The following is a 21,019-nucleotide window of genomic DNA, read 5'->3' as shown; positions in this document are numbered from 1 at the left end:
ATTGCAAAGCTTAGGGAAAAAGACGTTGCCGCCGGTCTCGCGCATCGAATAAATGTACCGCGCCCTGACCAAGAGAAATCCTTTGGACAGAGCCGACCTCGAACCATGGCCGCTCGCGCAGAACCGCCGAGACCAGTTGGCTGCCGAGCTTCAGTTCGAGAAAGGTTTCCGAACCGGTCGGCTCGATATTCTCGACGATAGCTTCGAGTGACCCTTCCGGGCCGAGGGCGATTTCTTCAGGGCGCTTGCCGATTAGCAGCTTCTGGCCTTCTCTCGCCCCTCCCGGTGCGGTGAGACCGGAGGCCTGTCCGTCCTCCAGCACCAGCTGTCCGGCGGATACGGTTGCCGGGAACAGGTTCATCGCAGGCGAGCCGATGAACTGGGCGACGAAGGCATTGGCCGGCCAGTCGTAAAGCTCCAGCGGCGTGCCGATCTGCTCGATGCGGCCGGCCTGCATGACGACGATACGGTCGGCCATGGTCATCGCCTCGACCTGGTCATGCGTCACATAGACCATCGTCGTTCCCAAACGCCGGTGCAGGCTCTTGATCTCGCCGCGCATCTGGACGCGCAGCTTGGCATCGAGATTGGAGAGCGGTTCGTCGAAGAGGAAGACCTGCGGATTGCGGACGATCGAGCGGCCCATGGCGACACGCTGGCGCTGGCCGCCGGAAAGCGCCTTCGGCTTGCGTTGCAGCAGGCTTTCTAGGCCGAGGATCTCGGCGGCCTCGCGGACCTTCTTCTGCTTCTCGGCCTTGCTGGCGCCGGCGAGCGTCAGCGAGAAGGCCATGTTTTCCTCGACGGTCATATGCGGGTAGAGCGCATAGTTCTGGAAGACCATCGAGATGTCGCGGCTCTTTGGCGGCAGGGTGTTGACCACCTTTCCGCCGATCGAGATCGTGCCACCGGAAATGTCCTCCAGCCCTGCGATCATCCGCAGCAGGGTGGACTTGCCGCAGCCCGACGGCCCGACGAGGACGACGAATTCGCCGTCGCCGATCGCCGCGTCGATGCCGTGGATGACCTCGGCGCTGCCGAAACGCTTGGCGACCTTGTCGATCGTGACGCTTGCCATGAAGTCCTCCTTATGCCGCGCCGATATGGATGCGCGTGGCCGACAGGGCGCCCTCGTGGATGATCAGGCCGGCGGAACCGCCGGCAAAGGTCTGGTCATTGGCCTCGACCACGGTATCGCCGACCTTCACCGAAAGCTTGCCGCCCTTGGCGGAGAACTTCATCGTGAAGCGTGTCTCGAACTCGACGCGAAGCGGCGCGGAGGCGAGCACGGTCTGCTTTTCGTCCTTGCGGCAGACGATCTGCAACTGCCCCTGACGCGTCACCTGGGCCGCATAATAGCGGCGCTGCCCTCCGGCGCGGATCACCAGGCCACCGTGATCGCCGAGATGCAGCATCATGTCGGCTTCGATCGCGTAATCCGTCCAGTCGCGCGTGCCCTGCAGGATCATGCCTTCGCCGCGGTTCTGGCTGATGCGGAAATCCTGCGGGAAGTTCTTCGAGAAGAAGTGGACGTTGCTGACCCAGGCGCGGCGCCAGAAATCTCCGCCGTCTTCGGGACGACGGAAGGTGACATCGGGGCAACCGTCCCAGGTGACGGTATCGACGAGCACGCGGCCGTTGGCACGGCCCTGCGGGGCACTCAGCACGACGCCGATTTCGGCGATCGGCTGGTGGCCGGTCGAGGGAATCGTCCATTCGAGCGCTGCGGAACCGCCGGGGCCGAGAAGCTTGCCGGAGGGCATGTCGATATCGACGAGATTGTCGCTGCCGTCATAGTGGCGGATGCGGAGCTTGGCTTCGACCGTGCCGCTGTTTCCGGCTTCTGCCGAAAGCGTGGCGCGCAGCGTCTGACCGGCGTGGATGCGCGGGCTGGCGACCAGATCGTAGGTACGCATCTTGGTGACTTCGTGCGGCGTGAAGACCGGCGTGGTTGCCGCAGCCTCGCGGCCTGGCGCCAGCGCCAGATAGTCGATCGCCAGAGCCAAACCAGTGCCGGTGACCTTGAGGCCGTCGACCGCCGTCTGGCCGGCCTGCGGGCGGAAGCCCTGGACGGAGCCCGGCAGCGCGAAATGGAATTTCGCACCGTTCTTCGGCGCCGGCTTTGCCGGCTCGCCCGCAAGCTTACGGCCGAGATTGGCAAGCCACAGAGAGATATCGGCGGCATCGGAGATCGAGCGGCCGCCGTCGGCGGTCGACATGTAGAGACGGTCGGCAACGGGGCCGCGCCAGTCCGGCCCGGCATCAAGGCCGTCGAGACCGAGCATGATCCCGTGCAGGCAGCCGAGGTTGCCGGCGTTGCAATCGGTATCCCAGCCGGAGGTGTTGACGATCATCTGGCCGCGGTGGAAATCGTGCGGGGCATGCAGCAGCGCCATGATCATCAGTGCGTGGTTCGGTACGACATGGCAGTTGCCCGGATATTTGTCGTAGCCGTAATTGTCCTCGATCTTTTGACGCGTCGCTTCCCAGTCCTCGTTGCCGGAGGTCCAGTTGCGGATATCGCCGACCAGCTTGGCGATCAGGCTGTCCTTCGGGATATGGGCAAGGCCGGTGTCGAGCAGGTGGTTCACATCCTTGCTGACAAAGGCTTCCGCCTCCATCGCCGCCCAGAGCACGGCGGCGTTGACAGCTTCGCCGTCATGGCTGACGGAACCGGCAGCGCGCGCCAGCTTGGTGGCCTGTGCCGGGTTGCCGGGCGAAACGAGAGCCCAGCCGTCGATGAAGATCTGCGCGCCGATCTGCTCGGCGACGGTCGCGCCATTGACCTCGATCGACCCGGATGCCGGAGCCGGGATGCCGCGTTGCAGGTTGAGCCAGGCGGTGTGTTCGGTCGAATTGCCGGCGCCACCCCACCAGAGGATCGAGCGCTCTTCGATGATGTAGTTCAGCCAGGCCTTGCCGATGTCTTCGGCCGAGAGATCGGGCGAAATGCCGTAATCGTCGAGGGCACGCGGGAAGGTGAAGGTGCCGGCAACGTCGTCGTCGGTGACGACGAGCGGATCGCCCAGGCGGTCGTGGACGTAATAGGTGATCGGGCCGAGCTTCTCCAGGATATCCTTGTAGCGCCAGTTCTCGAACGGGCGGCCGAGATAGACGCCGATCAGCTTGCCGAGAACGCCGGCATAGACGCGGTTGGTATAATCTGCGGGGATTGGCATGCGAATCTCCTTGTCAGCCCTTCACCGAGCCGCCGGCCATTCCTTCGATGAAGTGGCGCTGCAGCAGGACGAAGAGGATTACAATGGGAAGAATGATGATGAGGGCGGCGGCCATGATCTCACCCCAATCGGACGAGTATTGGCCTGAGAGCAGGAAGAAGGAGACGACGGCGGTGAGCCTGTCCTGCTCCTGCAGGAAGGTCGTTGCAATCAGGAACTCGTTCCAGGAATAGAGGCCGATGATCAGCGCCACTGTCAGGATGCCGGGCGAAACGATCGGCAGGAAGACGCGGCGGAAGACCTGCCAGTGGGTCGCGCCGTCGATCAGCGCCGCTTCCTCGAGTTCCTTGGGAACCGCGAGGAAATAGGTGCGCAGCAGCATGATCGCGAAGGGCGAATAGACGGCCGTATAGATGAAGGCGACGGCGATCGGGTTGTTGATCAGCCCGAAACGGGCAAAGCCGAAATAGAGCGGAAAGAGGAAGAGCTGGATCGGCGCGGTGGTGCTGGCCAGCAGATAGAAGGTCAGGACCTTCCAGCGCTTGATCTTCTGGCGCGCCAGAACATAGGCCGTCAGCGAGCCCGTCGAGCAGACGAGAATGATCGTCAGCCCGGTCAGGACGGCGGAGTTGACCAGCGTCGTGCCGAAATTGGCGTCCGTCCAGGCGCGGGTGAAGTTGTCCCAGCGGATCACCGAAGGCATTGCCAGCGGGTTCTGGACGATTTCGGCGGATGGTTTCAGCGCGTTGAGAACCGTCAGCGCAATCGGAAATAGCGTGATGATCAGCAGCCAGATGCTGAGGTTTCTCCAAGCCGCCAAAGGAATGATCGTGGGGTGATTGACGATCTGATTTGGTCAGAATAGTGGGGTCTTCGGTCCGTAACCCTTCAAAGGCTTAATGATGGCGGTTCCACCCGGGGCATCAGTTACTGGGTCAGTGATACGTCGCTGTAATCGGTTGGTGGTGGGTACAGACGTCTCGCGCTCGTATATTAAGTACATTGTACTTTTTGTACCGCATGTCTGTCCTCAGCCGACAGCAGAAGGTTATCCAACCATCTATTCAGCTCCTCGCGCGGCATCGGCCGGGCGAACAAGTAGCCCTGGAAGTGGTCGCAACCAAGTCGGGTCAATAGTTCCCGCTGGTCAGGCGTCTCCACACCTTCGGCCAAGGCACACATACCCATGACGTGCGATATCTCGATGATTTTTCCGAGAAGCTGCTGCGCACGCTCTTGCCTGGTGGCCTCGATAAGGAACTGCCGATCAATCTTTAGTTTGCGCACGGGGAGGGTACGCAACGTTGCCAACGAGGAGTATCCCGTTCCAAAATCGTCAAGCGCCCAAGAGGCGCCACTGGAAGCCAGCACTTCCATCCGCTCAAGCACAGCCGCAGTATCGGTGGCCAGTGCAGTTTCGGTGAGCTCGAACTCCAGCAAGGACGGATCAATACCTGCCTCACGAACGATCCTCGAGACCGACGACACTAACGAAGGATCCTGTAGTTGGACAGGACTAATGTTCACCGCGAGGCGTAGCGCTTGCGTGCGTGGGTTGGCGGACCAAAGACTGAGGGTCTCGCAGGCCTGACGAAGCACTTCCAACCCAATCTCGCATATCAGAGTGCTTTCTTCCGCGAGATCGATGAAGGCATCGGGTGACAGCAGCTTGCCGGACGGATGCCGCCAGCGCACGAGCGCCTCAGCACCAGTTACAATGCCACTATCACGCACCTGTGGCTGAAAGTACACCTCGATCTCACCGTTACGGACAGCTCGACCCAACTCGCGCTCCAGCCGCAGGCGCTTTCCACTATCGATGCGGTAGATGGCAAACACCGCGGCCAGCAGCAGCATCGACGTCGTCGTATTCAGCTTTGCACCCCATGCGCGCACCTCCAGTGGCGGCGAGATAGCTGGTGCGAGGGGGTCTAGCGCGCCCATCGCGAACGCAACAAAAGCGGCGATGCAAATCAGGGGGAAGATCAGCGTTCCATAGCGCTCGTGTCGCTCAAAAGTAAAAGCCGCTCCAGCGGCAAGCGGAAGCAGAAATAGGTGGGCCGACCGAGGAACCCAGGCGATGGGTGCATCGATCAGCGAAATGGCGCAGACGACCACAAAAACCCCGTGGGCAACGACAAGTAGCGATGAGCTATCGCTGCGCTTGCTGCGATGGAGGGCGAGCACGCCCACGCCGGTCAATCCGATGAACACTACCGACAGCTCGTAGCGACCAAAATAGAGGTAGCAGAGCGTCCACGCCAGCCCGAGACCGATGCAGGCCACGCCAGCCAGCTTGAGGATCACCGCCACCTTCTGTCTTCGCGGCTCACTTTGCAACCTCATCTGAAGCGTAGATAAGTCCGCCGGGCCCCCATCTTCTTCTCTTCTCACCATTCGTCGAGGCACCTTTTGTCGCGATTCAAAGGTGGTATCTCCAACCGCCGCGGGTTTCACCGGCGCGAGTGTCGAGTATGAGACAATGGCCGTATCCGCCAACCCAGATAGCCGGATTTCTACTGTGCGACCAGTTCCTGATCTGATCAGGGCTAACGAAGACTTTTATCATAAAAGCAAATTTCACTTAATCAGGTGCCCTGGACCGCTGAGGAGGAATGGAATTGTCAACGGCGGAGAAAAGACCTGCCACGGGATGGAGAAAAAGTCGGCCACTTTTGCGCCCCACCTTTGCGACACAGACAGCACTCGTACGATTGCCGGCACGTCGCGCAATCTTGCGCCAAGGCAATGCGGAAATGACAACAGGACTGTCGCATGGAGGTCGATATGCTCGTGTCGCTACTTCGCCGGGTGCTTGATGCGTTGTACAAGTGAGACGTGACTAGCTTTCCACGTGCCCTTACTTGGAAAGCTCCATTCGTGCTGGCAGCCTCAAATGCACGTGATGTGCAGCGGGCTATTGAACACAGTCATGGCAGGGTGCCTTGCTCCACCAGCTCGCCGGATTTCGACACAATCGATGACCCAAGAGCTACATCGAATCAGGGCACCCCTGTCGCCACTAACCGCAAATGATGAGGCACGGGATTGGTTGAGGGTTGTTGCCTCGTTTCGTTTGACCGTGCTGCCTCAACGCGGTTCCGCCCAAGGGATTTCGCGCGGTATAGCGCGCCATCGGCGCTTGCAAGCATCCCGGCGAGGTCGTGACAATCCGGTGCTGCAAGGCCGATACTGACGGTGGCATGGGTTTTCAAACCCTCTGCCCGAGCGGCTGCTTTGGCGAACCGGCTTGCGATAGCCGAGCCGAGACTGAGAGCTTGGGAATGGTCGCACCGTGGCAGAAGCGCAGCGAATTCCTCACCGCCCAGCCGGACAATAAGTGCGTCGGGTCCCGCTTCTTCGCGGGCGGTTTCCGCGAACAACTGCAAGACCTTGTCTCCGGTTGGATGTCCATGAAGGTCGTTGATCGCCTTGAAGTGGTCGAGGTCGAAGGCGAGCAGTGAGACGGGATCACCATGTCGCTCCCGGAGGATCCGAGATGCCTGCTCAAAAAAAGCGTGACGGTTTGCAAGGCCGGTTAACTGATCGGTTTGTGACATGCGGAGCAGGTGGAGCTTTTCCTCCTCTCGAATAATCATCAGAAAGGACATCGGCATCGCTACCGAGTACAAGACGGCCTCGTACATCGTCACCTTCGCGACGATGGAGATAAGATCTTGCCCGTACCGCTCAAGAATAACAGGCGCAATGAACGCTCGGCCAAGGTAGAACACGGCATGGACGGCTGAAATCGATACTGCGATCGGACGTGAGCGCAATCGCTGGACCGTGCGGCTGCGCAGAAGCATCCATGCTGTCAGGCCGCACGTCAGCGCGATGGGGATGGACGAGACATGGTTCCAGAAAGCCGCCGGAAAGTGCGTGCCAGTGATCGCCCAGGCGAGTGCTAGGAAGCTTAGCAATGCGAGGGACGACCAGAGATACCGGCGACCATCGATGCAGGCGGCAGCGTTGAGGACCAAAAGGTAGCCCAACATCATTAGGATGTTGATCGCCCCCATGCCGAGCGCGACCGGAAAGTGGCTGCGGTTCATTGCAAGCATGCAGCCGAGAACGAACGCGAAGAGTGCCGTCGCCAGAAGACCGAGCACGTGCGCGCGACCTGGATAAGCCTGCCTTTCCCAAAGGAGAAGCGACGCTGACACCAGGAGCGTTCCGACTGTTAAGTACCAAAGGGTTTGTAAATCGATCTGCATTGCTCTGCCTGCCTTACGTCAAAGCCTACAGGATCTCCCCTATAAGATTCTTTACGCCACCTCTCATATTGTCGACATGGTTGGCGTAGCGTTAAACGTGCTGTTGATGCCGGCGCTAAAGCTAGAGAGGCGTTCCCCAAAATTGTTTGCCGGTTGATCGAATTCGACGATATAAGGGCGGCCTGTCTCGCGAGAGCAGTAGCGGTGCTTGGATCATCGCCCGATACGCAGAGCCCGCTGCATTCGCTTGCCGAGTAAGTCCGCGCATTTTGGGTTGCCTTAACATGGGCAGGGTGTGCAAGGATCGAAAAGACTATGGTGAGAAGCAGGCCACACACTCTCCACAATTGGTGGTTGCGCGATGTCCGGCTACAGTACGAGCTGCTACTATAGCGCGCCTGGGCGAGACTATTGTTCCCATGAGCCCAAAACGGGTGCCTTTTGATCAACCGAATAGGTAAAGCGCTGGTCTGCATATCAACCCGGTCAGAGGTTCGAATCTCTTCAAGTGCGGGGCCCGAAGTGTTCATTGAATTTCATTCACGCACCGATGCTTGCAGTCGTCGACGACTGGGAACCAACGCTCCGAGCTGTGACCTTGCCCGATGCAGATCGCTTGTGGCGATTTGCGGCTCGACCGCAACGCCGAAATTTATGCCATCCTCCTCGAACTCCTGCCGATAGGGAGCAGCATTCGGAGTTGGGATCCAGCGATACAGATACCGCGACGATAAGGTGCATCTCATTTCATAGTTATGCTCGTGAGCGTCTCACGGAGTTGTCAGGCCCTGAACACGGACACTATAGGTCCGCAGGGTGCCGCGCTGATTTTCAGCATATGCACGTAGCGACCCTGCAACCCCGGTTTTGATAAAGGCTTCGAACATCGTTTTCGCGTCTTCGAGGACCGAAACCTGCGTCGAGAGGTACGCCTGGTCGAACTCACTTTGTGAAACGGCTTCTAAAGCTCTCATCTTCTCTGCATATTCGGCGCTCATGTTCTTTGGTACCGAGGTACCATCTTTTTGAGCAGCATCCGCGAGATCGACGAGCGCTTTCTCATGGTCGCGCATGATGTCATTAGCGAACATTTTCGTCGCGTCATCCTGCGCGCTTTTAAGCGCCAGCCTGCTCGCCTCCACTTCAAACTGATTGAAGGAAGCCGCCTCGACAGTGAAGTCCGCGGGTGATTGCGCGTTCGAGAAAGCGGGCATTAACATCGAAAGACACAGTGCGGCGCAGCAGGCATGGAATGGCTTCATGTTAAACTCTCCCTCAATGACTGTTGTGGTCAGGGCGTCGTGTTCTGGCTGCCCGGCAGCGCGTTTCTGTCAGCAGGCCCTGCAGGTGCTTGCTCTTCCGTCTGGCCCCTGTCTGGCGAATTTGACGGTGCTGTGTCCGGCGTCGTCTTAACGAAGTAGACGACCACGATCATCGCCAGAGCCACGGCAGCGGCTCCTGCCAATGTCAATATAGTTCTATAGTTCTTCATATCAGTTTCCGCTTCCGGTTACTTTCCGTCGTAAAGTTTATGAACCTTGCGGACCTGTTCTTGCTGCTCCTTGGCCGATAACCCGCGCTGACGCAGCAGGACATAAACGACCACGGCACCCAGCAGCATGGGCCTCCACCGACAACAACCAGCCAAAATACATCCGCCATAATGCGTCCTGTCAGTTCATGAGGTTGGTGCCACCACGAACCACTGACCAGAGCCAATGTTCCTGGAAATTTGGAAAGCAAGCAGATGGGACAAAAATCGCCTGTCGGATGAGGCGCTGAAACAACCCTCAGACGGTGAGGTCGCTGCGGCCGAGCAACGCCTACCGGTCCTCGTCGAGATCAAGAATGTCGTCAGGAGCTTTCGCCATCTGCTGCACCGCAAGTCTAAGGATGATCTGGATCGACCGGCAGCAAGACCTTTGGTTCCGTTATCCTCGAAAGGGCATCGGGTCAGAGTGCAATAATTCAGTCTCACTGAGGAACAGGGAGTGCAGCCGACAGTTAGACGTGAATTGGAGGAACACGTTGATGAATAATTCCCGATGGGTTAGCCCCGTAACGATTTTAAGCACAGAAGGTGGGCGACAAACCGTCTACGGCCCATTTGATGCTCTCATTTTCCTATTGGATGAATGGCCGGACAAAAGAGGCCCCGCTTACGTCCGTGCAAGGAGCGCTTGCCGTGCCGCACTCGCTGGACGTCAAGGCGCAGACTGGGCTCGCGACATGTTCTTGCAGGCGGCTCAGGAAGCGCAGATTGTGCAGCGTCAAAAGGACGAAACATTATCTTTCGGGCCGTCTTCAAGGGGAGGTAGAGCAAATTTCTCCCCGAAAGAAGGCTCGAGGATAACCGATAGAGCTAATTATAATCACCCAGGCTAGTCGCTTGCGCTTGACCGTGGGCGAGCTGTAGGGGCGATCGCGGTCTGCGACGCGTGGGGCCAACGGCGCCCCGGGGGGTGGTCGACCGAAACGCGTGTTGTGGTTCACGCTGGCTAGTGGCAAGGGCACATTCCGGCGTGGCCGTGATCGAGCAAGTGGCCATTCCTCTCGTGCGGGACTTTCATTTTAACAATAGCCCGGCGGTCATGCTTCGCTGACAGAGAGCCTCGTCCTCGGGTGCGAAATTCTTGATTCTGAGGCTCCATCTGCGCATGCGCCCGGATTATGCGATGTGCGGGCATCCGATCATCATCACGACAATGTTGAGAAGCGCGCAAGCCTGTCGCGGTGGTTAGCTGCCGGAATGATTGCCGCTTTGCCCCAGACCAATCGCAGGTGTGGGCGCGCTCCATGCCCGGAACATGCGGCAGTAGGCGTCAGACGTTAGGCTCATTCAACTGGACAAGCGCTTTATCGCCGACCCCGGCGCGTATTCTCACAACGGGTCGCGGTAGCCGAACAGGTTGGATTGAGCGAGGCCCTCGGCATCACACTGTGTTTTGTCGGTAGAACACAAAGAACGGATGTTCAACAAGGCGCAAGCCTTCAATCTCACCGGCGCGGTATGTGCTTCCGGACAAGACATCGGTGAAAACGCCACGCGAGCTGGCCAGCGAGCTATCGCGCATTGCTAGATCATTTGCCTTGATTTGCTCGTTTCCGAGGAGTTGTTGCAGACCGAGGCGTGGGATCATGACGATAACGGTCTGGTTTCTGTGGGTCCTCGCATACGACACTATTGATGGAGATCCTTCAAAAAGGGGCTCATAGCTACCCGTGCGGAACAGGTCAGGGTGACGGCGCCGCAACTCCAATATGCGACAAATGACGCGTTGTTTGGTCACCCCGTTGCGCATCTCATCTTCAAAGCTAAAATCGATAGCCGCGCTGTCCTCAAGACGTGAGTGAAATTGCTCGAAGGGCGGCGTTCGACGGTTATCTGGATCAACGAGGCTGAGATCGAGGCTCTCGCTGCCCTGATATATATCCGGGACGCCAGGCGCCGTCAGCTTGATGATCGTCTGGCTGAGGGAATTGCGCAGGCCCGCCAGAACGAATGGCTGGATGGAATGGACAAAGTCTTTCAGAAAGACGCTGTTCTCCGGCGCAAATAGATGTGACGCATAGGCGAGTACGGCTCTTTCATAGACGTCGTTATTGTCGCCCCAGTTGGTTCGCAACTTGGCTTCACGCAGAGATTTTTCGACGTAAACAAGAAACCTCGCCTCTAGTGCGTCCAACTCCGGTCCTGTCGGTACCCCGGGCTCGGCAGGCCACACGCCGGCAAGAGCCTGGTAAAGCATCCACTGCACCGAGGGTTCCGGCGCAGGACCATCATCCAGTTCCGCGATCACAGTTCGGTTGGTGTCGCACCATCGCGCAACGTTGGCCGCCCAGATTTCAGGTGCTTCACTGAGCGTCGACAGCCGCGCGCGCGCGTCTTCTCCGCGTTTGGTGTCGTGGGTCGAAGTGCTCGACAATCCATCCGGTTGGCGCTTAAGGCGATCCGCCATCGCCTCGTGAAATCGCCAAAGAGCAAACGGGCGTGGCAGCGGATCCGCCCCCACCTCATTGAGCGCGAGTGCCATGTGCTGGCGGAAAAAAAGTGTGTCTTCGATCGACTTTGCCATCAACGGCCCGGTCAGTTGCTGGAAACGGACGCGGAATTCACCCGCGAGGAAAGCCGCCGCATCACAAACGGATCGTTTAAGAATGCTGATTATGAAAGCGAGCGCTGTCTCGCCAGGTGCAGTTAGATGAACACGGCCACTATCGGCAATCGCGCCGAGCAGCGCCTCGTCCTCGCCACAAAGTCGCTCGCGTGTTCGATAGGTTCGGTAGACCGGAAAGGCGACGAGAAGCTCTCGCAATGCTGTTTCGAGGTTGGAAAGGCTGAGATCCTTACCTTCCTTCTGCGCCACTGTCATCGCCAGCTGTAATAAGGTCGAAAATTCGCCCTCGAAATTGTGATTTATCATCAGGAGCTTTGCAGCACGAACCTCGCCGTCCAGGTCGGTTTTTTGACCGCAGAAAGCATCATAGGCTCCACGCAGCACCTCTAGTTTACCGCTGTCGACAAGGACGTTCGAAAGTGCGGCAATGAATTCATATCCGGTTGTGCCGGAGACAGGCCAATCGGCTGGCACATGCTCGCCATCCGCCAGGATTTTTTCTACGAGAAGGTAGCAGTCCTGCCCGACCTTCAGCCGAAGCCGGTCGAGATAGGCTTTCGGATCGGCCAACCCATCCACGTGGTCAATTCGCAAGCCGTCGACAGCGCCACTACGCACGAGTTCAAGTATAAGTTGATGCGTGGCGTCGAAGACGGCATCATCTTCTACGCGAACTCCTACCAGGCCGGTGATTTCAAAAAACCGGCGATAGGAGAGGTTGTGGCGCGCCGTGCGCCAAGACGTCAGCTTATAGGGCTGACGGTCATGAAGTGTTGCAATCTCGGTTTTGTTGAGAGAGTGGCTGGTGGCAGGCAGCCGATCTTCACGCGTCTCCGGCGCGATAGGGTAGCAGCTGTCATGATAGGCGAAAGTCGGCTTTCCGGTTATTGGATCGGCGGTAATCGAAATGTTGCCGGCCTGTAACTCGTGTTCAAAGGATTCCCCCAGGAATGGCAATGTCAGGCGACGTGACCAGTCGATGTCGAAAATGCGAGCGTAGGGACTATGAATCCCATTCTTGATGACATCATACCACCACGGATTATCGAGCGATGCGGCCATGTGGTTCGGCACGATGTCCAGAATGAGCCCAAGACCTTCATTTCTGAGTGCGGCGACCATCCGGTCAAAGCCATCACGGCCGCCGATCGCTGGATCGATTTCGTTCGGATTGGTCACGTCATAGCCATGGGTCGAGCCCGGTGCTGCGGTGAAGATCGGCGATGCATAAAGATGGCTGATGCCGAGCCGCCTCCAATAGGGTGCAAGCGCAGCTGCGCGATCAAAGGTCATACCGTTGCGGAATTGTAGCCGATAGGTTGCTGTGGGAATTGTCATTACACTGCTTCCGTGGCGAGGCGAACCAAGATTGAGTTTTTTGGCAGGGCGGCTTGCTATTCTGGCCATGCGAAAATCGCGTCTCCGGGCTGATCCGGCAGCGGTCTTGTTTCATCGCCAAGATTGACGGCGATCGAAAGCGCGCCGGCAGAAAACGTCCAGGTGACCGCAATACATCCGTCGCCTGCCTCCACAACTCTGCCAGCGCGGCCATTATCTCCTCGAAGAAGAGGCACGATCTTTGTCCGTCTCAGTAAAAGCAGCTTGCCCGTGAGCGTTAACCAATCTTCCCCCGCCTCGGTTTGGGCCTTGCTCCAATCCAGTTTTGACGTCTCGACCGTGGTGCGATCATTGGGGTCGGGAACAGTCTCGCTTTTGTAACCGGAATGGCCGTCAAACTCGCTTCTTCGACCCTCGCGGACTGTGTTTGCGAGATCATCACGGAAGTCGGTAAAGAACAGGAACGGGTTGGACTCGCCGAATTCTTCTCCCATGAACAGAAGAGGAATGTGTGGCGAAAGTACAAGTAGAGCCATCAGAACCTTGGCGCGATCGCTGCCTACAAGTGTAATCAGCCGTTCCCCGTGGGCCCGGTTGCCCACCTGGTCGTGGTTCTGGATGAAATCCACAAATGCGGAGCTCGGTTGGCCGTCGCTTCTGACGCCACGTGGTCTTCCGGTTTGGGGTGAAGTTTCGCCTTGGTAGGCGAAGCCTTCTGCGAGCGCCCTGGCCACGAGCTTTTCAGGTGCCGCCGCGAAATCCTGATAGTAAGCGTCGCTTTCCCCTGTCACAAACGCATGAACCGCATTGTGGAAGTCATCATTCCATTCTGCGGTGAACAGAGGAATACTTCCGTCTGTGGCTCTCTCATGCAGGGAGATGATGTTGCGACTGTCCTCGGTCGTAAGGTGAATAGGACGATCGGTGATCTCGCGCCGAATGCGTTCAGCTATCTCCACCAAAATGTGTTTTGCGGAATTGTCCTCAATCTGGTCAATCGCGTCAAATCGAAGGCCATCAAGCTTGAATTCGTGCAGCCAATAAAGAGGGGCATCGGCAATGTATCGCCTCACTGCGTCGACTTCATAGGCTATCCCATCGCCCCAAGGGGTTTTTCGATCCTTGTCGAAGAAACCCGGAGCCAGCAGGGGGAGGTAGTTCCCCTGCGGTCCGAAATGATTAAGAACGATGTCGAGCACGACGGATATGCCAAAACCATGCGCTTCATCGATAAAGGCTTTGAAATCATCCGGCCTGCCATATGCGGCGTGGGGAGCATAAAGCAGAGTGCCATCGTAGCCCCAGCCGTGGTTGCCGCCGAAGTGGGAAACCGGCATAACCTCAATCATGGTAATTCCGAGCTGCGCAAGATGAGGGAGTTTCCCAACCGCGGCCTCGAACGTCCCCTCCGGCGTGAAGGTTCCGACGTGCATCTCGTAAATTACTGTCTCCTCCCACGGTCGTCCCTTCCAGCTGATATTTCGCCAAATGTAGCGATCCGGATCGGTGACGAGCGATGGTCCATCGACATCGTCCTTCTGCGCCCGCGAAGCGGGGTCGGGCACCCGTTGTCCGTCAGTCAGGACAAAGCAATATTCGGTTCCTGCCACAGCGTCTGGACATGTGATCTCGAACCACCCGTGCTCGTCGCGTGCCATGCATCGTAAAGCCGTGCCGTCGTCGAGGTATAATTCATTTTGCCCAGGCGCCCAGGTTCGAAAAGTGACACCCCCCGATGGAGAGCGTCGTACGCCCCAAGCCGGTGATTTTGTGACATTGGAGCGATTGTGTTGCTTTGACCGCATGGTTCCCCCGTCAGGATTGAGCGGGGCAAAACCGGCGGCGTCGATAACGGTTCCCGTCCAATATTAAGTGCAAGCCGTGACAGCGTGCATTGCGCGGGCTTGAAAAAATCGCAGAGCTCAGAGGATCGAAGAGATTTCATCTTCCGGATGTCCGGTTAAAAATCCAGTTGCCGCCCACCAAGCCTCCTGGGAAACGATCAGCGCTTCTTCGAAATTCTTGGTTTGTCGCGTGATGGACGGAGGGGGAGGCCGGCGGACTGAGCCCCGGTTTTGTACGAGGAGCCACCTCTTGCTATGCGATCAACCTCGTGACGCACCTGCTAGCTGTCGCGGAGTTACAGATATGGCACTGAGCGATAGACGGGCATGCAATAGCTCATTTTTCGCGAAATTGTGAGTTATAGAATGCGGTGTCTCAATCCACTCGAGCGTTGGCTTTTGTTTTGAAAATGACATGCGCGGTTAAGAGAGTGCTCCGGCAGCACATTTGTTCACAGGCTCATCATCGTCGGGCGCAATTGACTTGACGCAGGGCCTGCTATTCTAGAAACAATGTCGAACAATCAGAAATTTTATTGTTATTTGGTACCAGCCTTGCACGCCGTGAGAGACACGTGCAGAGCGTCCTGCACGACGTGTTCAAGTTCCTCGCGCGTCGCGCCGTCCCGGGCCTGGACGGACATGCCCTGAAGCACGACGACCAAAAAGCGGGCGAGGGAGCGCGCGCGATCGGAGTCGAGCCAACGACCAAGCGCCTGCGCAATTGTTTCTCTCATCATACCTCGGCGCTCGGACAACACTCGCGCAAGCGCGGCATGTTCTTCGGCGCATTGCAGCATGCCGCTGGACACCATGCATCCTCGTTCACCGGCAGGGTCCGTCACGGCGTCGGCCCCTTGGCGCAGGATCGCCGACACGGTGTCCTCCAATGTTGATGCGCCTTCAAGGTTGAACAAAGCCCCGGGAATTCCCGAATAGTGATCAAGGGCCTCCCGATAAAGCCCTGCTTTGCTCCCAAACGCGGCATAGAGGCTTGGTGGTGCGATTCCAATCGCGGTCGTCAGATCGTTGAGCGACACACCTTCGTAGCCATGCCGCCAAAACAGATGCATGGCGATGTCGACCGCCTCGTCTCGATTGAAGGTCCTCGGTCCGCCGCGCCGGCGTTTGATCTGCTTATTCATAGTGATCACTAAACACAGCTTGACAGAGGGGATCAAGTGGTTAGTTTGTATCGATCACTAAAGATAGCCAATTTTCGCGCAATACCACTGGAGATTTAATGTCAGGACGTTTCATCCGAGCCGCAAAAGGAATATTTGCCGCGGTGATCTTGTTTACGGGGGCATCGGTCGCTGCGGCTGCCGAAAAGCAATACACCGTCACATCCTCCGATGGCGTTACAATCGCCGTCGAAGAAACCGGAAATCCCCAAGGTCAGCCAATCGTATTCGTTCACGGTCTGCTTGGCAGCCGCATCAATTGGGACAGCCAGACGGCCGATCCAGACCTGCAGAGGTTTAGGCTGATCACCTTTGATCTGAGAGGACATGGACTGTCGGCAAAACCGGATGACGCTGACGCCTACAAGGATGGCGACCGCTGGGCAGACGATCTCGATGCAGTCCTTCGGGGAAGCGGAGCGACGAACCCGGTGCTCGTGGGCTGGTCTCTTGGGGGTGTGGTGCTGTCGAACTATCTTGCCAACCATGGCGACGGCGGGATTGGTGGCCTCCTTTACGTCGACGGTGTTATCGAACTCAAACCCGATCTCATCACGCCGCATCCGGAGGTCTATGCAGGACTGGCCTCAGAGGACCTGCGAACGCATCTCGACATGGTGCGTACCTTCCTGGCCCTCTGCTTTGCAACGCAGCCAGAAAGCGCAACGTTTGAGCGGCTGCTGTCCAATGCAGCGGTGGCATCATGGCTGATGACGCGAACCGTCCCCTCGATGACAGTCCAGGCAAAAGAAGGACTGGCGAAGGCAAAAAAGCCGGTTCTGTTGATCTATGGGGGTAAGGATAATCTGGTACGGCCGCAGCCGAGTATAGAACGCGCGAAGTCGTTCAACGGCGCGATCAAGTCAGAGATTTACGACAACTCGGGTCATGCGCCATTTCTTGAAGAAGCGTCGCGGTTCAATAAGGATTTGGCGAAGTTTGCGGCTTCTGTGGCGGACGGCAAGTAAGTCAGAAACTGGCTCCGCCGGCTCCCATTCTGCTGCGTCTTTCATGCTCCCATTTTGAAATCGAGACTGAATGGTCGTCTGATCTGGAGAAGCGTGCGTGGGGCGCCGTGGTCTTGATAGGTCCGCCCCGTCGCGCTGGGCCGAACACCGGTGCGTCACGACGACGGAACCGGAACCGGCTAAACGAGTTATGATGGTTCCGGGAGATGGAGAAGCTGTCAGGAGCGAACGCGTGAACAGATGCAATATAACCCACAGACGGGTTACTATTGGAACGCACTCCCTGTTCCTCCGGGAAGCGGGGCCGATGGACGCGCCCGTTCTGCTCCTGCCCCACGGATACCCGTGTTCGTCCTATCAGTACCGCAGGCTGATGCCGGCGCTCGCCGATCAGTGGCGCACGGTAGCTTTCGATTGGCCGGGTTTTGGCTACAGCGACACGCCTGATCCCGCCGAGTTCGGATATGACTTCGACGCTTACGCCGAGGTGCTCAACAACGTCGCTGAGGCGCTCCGGCTGGAGCGCTACGCGCTCTGGCTCCACGACTATGGCTCGCAGATTGGTCTGCGGCATGCCATAGCCCACCCGGAGCGGATCGCCGCGCTGATCATCCAGAACGGTGACATCTATGAAGACGTGCTCGGCCCTAAATACGAGACGATCAAAGCGTGGTGGGCCGACAAGTCGCCCGAGAAGCACCGCCCTCTCGAGGAGGCCGTAAGCGAAGACGGATTTCGCGAGGAGTTCGTCGGTGAAGTCTCTGAAGAAGTGGCAAGTCTCTTCCCTCCCGACCTTTGGAAGCTCCATTGGCCGCTCATGGATACGCCGACACGCAAAATGGTGGCAGTCCGCCTGATGGAAAAGCTGGAGGAAAACCTCGACTGGTTCCCTCGCTATCAAGCCTATCTGCGTGAGCACCGCCCGCCGACCCTGGTGGTGTGGGGCCCGCAGGACGGCTATATGCCCGAGGCGTCGGCGCAAGCTTACCGGCGCGATCTCCTGGACGCGGAGTTGCACATTCTCAGCGAGGCCGGGCATTGGCTGCTGGAAACCCATCTCGAACAGGCGTTGCCGCTCGTCCGCGATTTCCTTGCCCGGACCTTCCGATGATCGCGCCTTTGAACGTAGCCCGCAACGAGAGGAGACATGCATGGTTACGAAGCCCACAATTGCACGCATCTGGCGCGGCCGTACGCGCCGCGAGGTCGCGGACAGCTACGAGCCCTATTTGCGAGCCGAGGGCATTCCTCCGCTTGAGGAGATTGCCCTCGGCGTCCAGCTTTTTCGGGAGGATCGGGACGAGGAAACGTGGTTCACGACTATCTCCTACTGGCCGGACATCGAGACGATGACCGCCTTTACAAAGGGCGATCCTGTCAAGGTTCATCATCTCGATCTCGACGCCGAGTTCCTGATCGAACTGCCCGAGCGCATCGAGCTGCATCGCATTCTGGTGAATGATCCAAGCCTTCGTTGAGCCGCGAGCAAGCCCTGCCTAGGGTGATGGAGCTCCGCAAGAAAATCGGGATCTCCCGGCCGCAGCAAGGGCCGGCCGGTCTCCAGATGGTCCCACCTCTTTGCATCGGGAACGGCGCGTGTTCCGGCGCAATCGCGCTGACCAGGAAAAGAAAGCGATGATCTCACTGCCCCACCGCGTCTCCGGCAATCTCGCTCTTGATCTCGCCAACACTATCAGTTGGCGCAACACGAGCCGGGAAGTCGACCATTTGGCAAGCTTCGATGACGTTGTGGCATGGGCGAAGGAAGTCGGCCTGGTCGGCGGCGACTTCGTCTTATCGCCGCAGGAGCAAGAGATACTGCTCGAGCAGGTGCTCGCGCTTCGCAAGGCAATTGGTGCCGCGGGATCGGCGATAGCTAACGATCTCGATCCGTCTCGGCTGGATCTGGACGTCATACGCGACGTTGCTGCGCTGTCTCTGCGCCAGGCTTCGCTTTCCGGGACGCCGTGCACATGGCATTTTGAGGGTATCTATCGCGTGACCGGCACCATCGCGTGGTCCGCGCTCGACCTGCTTCGAGGCGACGAACTCTCCCGGCTGAAGCAATGCCCACCCGACGATTGTCACTGGCTGTTTATCGACCGGACAAAGAACGCTTCAAGGCGCTGGTGCGACATGTCCACCTGCGGCAATCGCGCCAAAAAAATGGCTCACAGAGCCCGGCGTTGACTCAAACGGCGGCAACGAGCAGACAGCGGGATTCCGGACCCGTGATCAAAGCGGGATGAAAACCAATGATCACTTGCGTGTCGGAATACCGCATTGACTAGGCGCCGCAGGCGGACTCCGAAGTGGATGGAGAATGTAGTTGGATTCATTCCTGAGGTCGTAGGAAACCATCACGGCCACTTCCTGCCGAGCGAAGAACAAGTGCCCCTTCATCTCTTCTGCGGCATTTGCCCTCGGGAACTGACAGCGAAACCAGACGGAGCTTCAAATCGGAACGACTGCAAACTTTCATTTACCACAAGGCGCATTGTCGAACTCCACGCCGCGTATATGTCGTCTTTGCCATTATGTATCCTGTGATAACAACAACCGATGAGGTGACATGATGTCAATCAACTCGGGTCATGCTCGATATTTCCCGCGACCCATACGAACTACAGCTAACCCGTTGGAACGGGCTATCCTGCAGCTGGAAAAGATGATCGATGCGCAAAGAACGATTGCGCTACCGGCACCGTTTGCTCTTTATAAAGCCAAACGCATTCTCGAACGATGCCACCAGGGGAGCCCGCTGCCGAAATTTGCGCGTGACTGCATGCCCAACGTGGAATAAGCGATCGGACATCGGTAGCACGGGCCCGAAACAATGAACCTTAACGGCGGCCAAAGTCTGCCCGACTGGTCATGACGACCTTCGCCGGCTCGTGCTACATCCAATATGCCGGCAGCGTCGGCGAGCGTTAGTTATTTCTACTACAGCAGCCGAAGCGTGCTCTCATCACGGGCTCCTGCGTAAAACATGTCCAGTGCGGCTTGGAAAGGTAAATCCCGTTCAGCAACAGCTCCAAACAACGTCATGCTGGATCGAAATTTGAGATCATCCGGGGATCCGAGAATGTCATGCGCGCTCAGATCGGTGTGCCGCAGCATGGCGGTCGTACACTCGACGAGGCGTGGTCCAAGCATAGGATGCGTCAAATACGCCTCCGCTTCCGCACGACCCGAGATTGCGTAAAAGCGCGCAGTTTCCGAACGGCCAAGGCCACGCAGTTGCGGAAAGATAAACCACATCCAGTGTGAGCGCTTCAGTCCCGCCTGCAATTCGCTGAGGGCCACCTCGTAAATGTTTTGCTGCGCCGTCACAAAGCGCTCGAGATTGAATTTCATCGTCAGCTTTCTCCGATTGCAAGGTTCAGCAAAACCGGTCCACAGCGCGATCTCGCGGGTTAATCCTGACAACGTCGGCGCTGGCCTGCCGTTCCCGAAACCGCTTTAGACATGTCGCAGCTTGCGTCGCGTCCACGTCGAACCCGGCATGCGAACGAAGTAGCCCGTGCGCTGTCGTTTGCTGCATATACCTCGATCCAGGGCATCATTCGAACGTCGACGCGCTCGACGGGCGCACAGCTGAGCGACCATCGCGGTGCGCTACAACAATCAGGGCTGGGCGCTTTGACTGGCCGATCATGGCAAATTGCTTATGGGAACGTCGGCGGAATGCTCGCGGCCACCGAGTTGCGGTGTTCATTGACTTGCAATGAACCGCCAGTTCGCGATTGCGGCCTGGCGGTGGGGCTCGGCGCGCAAAAGGTAGTCCGGATGCCCGATGATTGAAAGCAGGTCCGAAAAGCTGTCGTAGCGTATCATCACGATGTCGTCCCACTGTTCGTCCTCGGTCGAGACTAACGTCATGGCTCTGGATCCGACGTAAAGTCGTTCGGAAATAATCCCGAGTTTTGATGCGATCTCCTGGAACACGCCAGCATAGCCTTCGTAATATGCTGCCCGTGACGTCTCTTTCATATCCACGAACCCGCCCGGATAGTGAGGACTTTCGCGGAAGCGGAGAAGATTTATCATCACGACTGGGTTCCCGCCGAGCCGTTCAGCCGCGTCTGACAGGATTTGGGGCGAGAGAGTATAAAGATCCATGATGTGTCTTTCTGACAAAATTCGTTCATATGTCAGATATTGACAGTTTTTG

General features: G+C 57.9%; 17 protein-coding genes and 1 pseudogene. 5 read left to right on the top strand and 13 right to left on the bottom strand.

The genetic code is table 11. The features are described 5' to 3' along the window. Nucleotides 1-10 precede the first annotated feature (10 nt). From K7A42_RS01800 to K7A42_RS01765, 8 genes and pseudogenes are all read right to left on the bottom strand, one after another. On the bottom strand, nt 11-1,075 hold the full coding sequence (locus K7A42_RS01800) for an ABC transporter ATP-binding protein (protein ID WP_282454715.1): 1,065 nt from the start codon (nt 1,073-1,075) through the stop codon (nt 11-13). A 10-nt stretch (nt 1,076-1,085) separates the two neighbouring features. Continuing rightward, nucleotides 1,086-3,176 (bottom strand): ADP-ribosylglycohydrolase family protein, encoded by a 2,091-nt coding sequence (locus tag K7A42_RS01795; RefSeq protein ID WP_282454714.1) that lies wholly within the window; start codon nt 3,174-3,176, stop codon nt 1,086-1,088. Between the two features lie 13 nt (nt 3,177-3,189). Continuing rightward, entirely contained in the window at nt 3,190-3,996 is an 807-nt protein-coding gene (locus K7A42_RS01790) for a carbohydrate ABC transporter permease (protein WP_282454713.1), read from the bottom strand. Nucleotides 3,997-4,169: 173 nt separating this feature from the next. Beyond that, entirely contained in the window at nt 4,170-5,483 is a 1,314-nt protein-coding gene (locus K7A42_RS01785) for a putative bifunctional diguanylate cyclase/phosphodiesterase (RefSeq protein ID WP_282454712.1), read from the bottom strand. 695 nt (nt 5,484-6,178) lie between these two features. Continuing rightward, nucleotides 6,179-7,393 (bottom strand): sensor domain-containing diguanylate cyclase, encoded by a 1,215-nt coding sequence (locus K7A42_RS01780; RefSeq protein WP_282454711.1) that lies wholly within the window; start codon nt 7,391-7,393, stop codon nt 6,179-6,181. Nucleotides 7,394-8,001: 608 nt separating this feature from the next. Beyond that, a pseudogene (locus K7A42_RS01775) lies at nt 8,002-8,103 on the bottom strand (LysR family transcriptional regulator); the annotation flags it as partial. Between the two features lie 60 nt (nt 8,104-8,163). Then, nucleotides 8,164-8,655 carry a DUF4142 domain-containing protein gene (locus K7A42_RS01770; protein WP_282454710.1) on the bottom strand — a complete coding sequence of 164 codons (492 nt, stop codon included), beginning with the start codon at nt 8,653-8,655 and terminating at the stop codon, nt 8,164-8,166. A 29-nt stretch (nt 8,656-8,684) separates the two neighbouring features. Next, a complete protein-coding gene (locus K7A42_RS01765) occupies nt 8,685-8,885 on the bottom strand; it encodes a hypothetical protein (protein WP_282454709.1) in 201 nt (66 codons plus the stop codon). Nucleotides 8,886-9,241: 356 nt separating this feature from the next. On the opposite strand from K7A42_RS01765, the gene K7A42_RS01760 reads away from it, so the two are divergent. Further along, complete coding sequence (locus tag K7A42_RS01760) at nt 9,242-9,778, top strand: DUF982 domain-containing protein (RefSeq protein ID WP_022557505.1); 537 nt, start codon at nt 9,242-9,244, stop codon at nt 9,776-9,778. Between the two features lie 548 nt (nt 9,779-10,326). On the opposite strand, the gene treY is transcribed toward K7A42_RS01760, so the two are convergent. The 3 genes from treY to K7A42_RS01745 all read right to left on the bottom strand — a co-directional run bounded on the left by treY (nt 10,327) and on the right by K7A42_RS01745 (nt 15,838). Further along, nucleotides 10,327-12,849, bottom strand: a complete 2,523-nt coding sequence (gene treY / locus K7A42_RS01755) for a malto-oligosyltrehalose synthase (protein WP_282454708.1) — start codon at nt 12,847-12,849, stop codon at nt 10,327-10,329. A 56-nt stretch (nt 12,850-12,905) separates the two neighbouring features. Continuing rightward, a complete protein-coding gene (treZ, locus tag K7A42_RS01750) occupies nt 12,906-14,654 on the bottom strand; it encodes a malto-oligosyltrehalose trehalohydrolase (RefSeq protein ID WP_282454707.1) in 1,749 nt (582 codons plus the stop codon). 578 nt (nt 14,655-15,232) lie between these two features. After that, nucleotides 15,233-15,838, bottom strand: coding sequence for a TetR/AcrR family transcriptional regulator (locus K7A42_RS01745; protein WP_282454706.1), 606 nt, complete (start codon nt 15,836-15,838; stop codon nt 15,233-15,235). A gap of 98 nt (nt 15,839-15,936) precedes the next feature. Between K7A42_RS01745 and K7A42_RS01740 the strand changes: the two genes are divergently transcribed. The 4 genes from K7A42_RS01740 (at nt 15,937) to K7A42_RS01725 (ending at nt 19,035) form a co-directional block, all read left to right on the top strand. After that, nucleotides 15,937-16,845: an alpha/beta fold hydrolase gene (locus tag K7A42_RS01740; protein WP_282454705.1), complete on the top strand. Its 909-nt coding sequence runs from the start codon at nt 15,937-15,939 to the stop codon at nt 16,843-16,845. A 193-nt stretch (nt 16,846-17,038) separates the two neighbouring features. Next, nucleotides 17,039-17,956 carry an alpha/beta fold hydrolase gene (locus K7A42_RS01735; RefSeq protein WP_416220891.1) on the top strand — a complete coding sequence of 306 codons (918 nt, stop codon included), beginning with the start codon at nt 17,039-17,041 and terminating at the stop codon, nt 17,954-17,956. Between the two features lie 40 nt (nt 17,957-17,996). Beyond that, nucleotides 17,997-18,323: a hypothetical protein gene (locus K7A42_RS01730; RefSeq protein ID WP_282454703.1), complete on the top strand. Its 327-nt coding sequence runs from the start codon at nt 17,997-17,999 to the stop codon at nt 18,321-18,323. 157 nt (nt 18,324-18,480) lie between these two features. Beyond that, a complete protein-coding gene (locus K7A42_RS01725; RefSeq protein WP_282454702.1) occupies nt 18,481-19,035 on the top strand; it encodes a CGNR zinc finger domain-containing protein in 555 nt (184 codons plus the stop codon). 753 nt (nt 19,036-19,788) lie between these two features. On the opposite strand, the gene K7A42_RS01720 is transcribed toward K7A42_RS01725, so the two are convergent. Next, nucleotides 19,789-20,202 carry a DUF1810 domain-containing protein gene (locus tag K7A42_RS01720; protein WP_045535298.1) on the bottom strand — a complete coding sequence of 138 codons (414 nt, stop codon included), beginning with the start codon at nt 20,200-20,202 and terminating at the stop codon, nt 19,789-19,791. A 357-nt stretch (nt 20,203-20,559) separates the two neighbouring features. After that, nucleotides 20,560-20,967 carry a hypothetical protein gene (locus K7A42_RS01715; protein ID WP_220367116.1) on the bottom strand — a complete coding sequence of 136 codons (408 nt, stop codon included), beginning with the start codon at nt 20,965-20,967 and terminating at the stop codon, nt 20,560-20,562. Nucleotides 20,968-21,019 lie beyond the last annotated feature (52 nt).

The organism is Agrobacterium sp. InxBP2 (assembly GCF_026191755.1).
In the GTDB taxonomy this organism is placed as follows: domain Bacteria; phylum Pseudomonadota; class Alphaproteobacteria; order Rhizobiales; family Rhizobiaceae; genus Agrobacterium; species Agrobacterium pusense.
Note: the sequence above shows the minus strand (reverse complement) of the source record. Positions and strands in the feature narration are given on the sequence as shown.

Excerpts from the sequence above, each read along its gene's own strand:
- K7A42_RS01800 (WP_282454715.1), bottom strand. The coding sequence starts at position 1,075 with ATGGCAAGCGTCACGATCGACAAGGTCGCCAAGCGTTTCGGCAGCGCC.
- K7A42_RS01795 (WP_282454714.1), bottom strand. The coding sequence starts at position 3,176 with ATGCCAATCCCCGCAGATTATACCAACCGCGTCTATGCCGGCGTTCTC.
- K7A42_RS01780 (WP_282454711.1), bottom strand. The coding sequence starts at position 7,393 with ATGCAGATCGATTTACAAACCCTTTGGTACTTAACAGTCGGAACGCTC.
- K7A42_RS01770 (WP_282454710.1), bottom strand. The coding sequence starts at position 8,655 with ATGAAGCCATTCCATGCCTGCTGCGCCGCACTGTGTCTTTCGATGTTA.
- K7A42_RS01765 (WP_282454709.1), bottom strand. The coding sequence starts at position 8,885 with ATGAAGAACTATAGAACTATATTGACATTGGCAGGAGCCGCTGCCGTG.
- K7A42_RS01760 (WP_022557505.1), top strand. The coding sequence starts at position 9,242 with ATGTCGTCAGGAGCTTTCGCCATCTGCTGCACCGCAAGTCTAAGGATG.
- treY (WP_282454708.1), bottom strand. The coding sequence starts at position 12,849 with ATGACAATTCCCACAGCAACCTATCGGCTACAATTCCGCAACGGTATG.
- treZ (WP_282454707.1), bottom strand. The coding sequence starts at position 14,654 with ATGCGGTCAAAGCAACACAATCGCTCCAATGTCACAAAATCACCGGCT.
- K7A42_RS01745 (WP_282454706.1), bottom strand. The coding sequence starts at position 15,838 with ATGAATAAGCAGATCAAACGCCGGCGCGGCGGACCGAGGACCTTCAAT.
- K7A42_RS01740 (WP_282454705.1), top strand. The coding sequence starts at position 15,937 with ATGTCAGGACGTTTCATCCGAGCCGCAAAAGGAATATTTGCCGCGGTG.
- K7A42_RS01735 (WP_416220891.1), top strand. The coding sequence starts at position 17,039 with ATGGTTCCGGGAGATGGAGAAGCTGTCAGGAGCGAACGCGTGAACAGA.
- K7A42_RS01730 (WP_282454703.1), top strand. The coding sequence starts at position 17,997 with ATGGTTACGAAGCCCACAATTGCACGCATCTGGCGCGGCCGTACGCGC.
- K7A42_RS01725 (WP_282454702.1), top strand. The coding sequence starts at position 18,481 with ATGATCTCACTGCCCCACCGCGTCTCCGGCAATCTCGCTCTTGATCTC.
- K7A42_RS01720 (WP_045535298.1), bottom strand. The coding sequence starts at position 20,202 with ATGAAATTCAATCTCGAGCGCTTTGTGACGGCGCAGCAAAACATTTAC.
- K7A42_RS01715 (WP_220367116.1), bottom strand. The coding sequence starts at position 20,967 with ATGGATCTTTATACTCTCTCGCCCCAAATCCTGTCAGACGCGGCTGAA.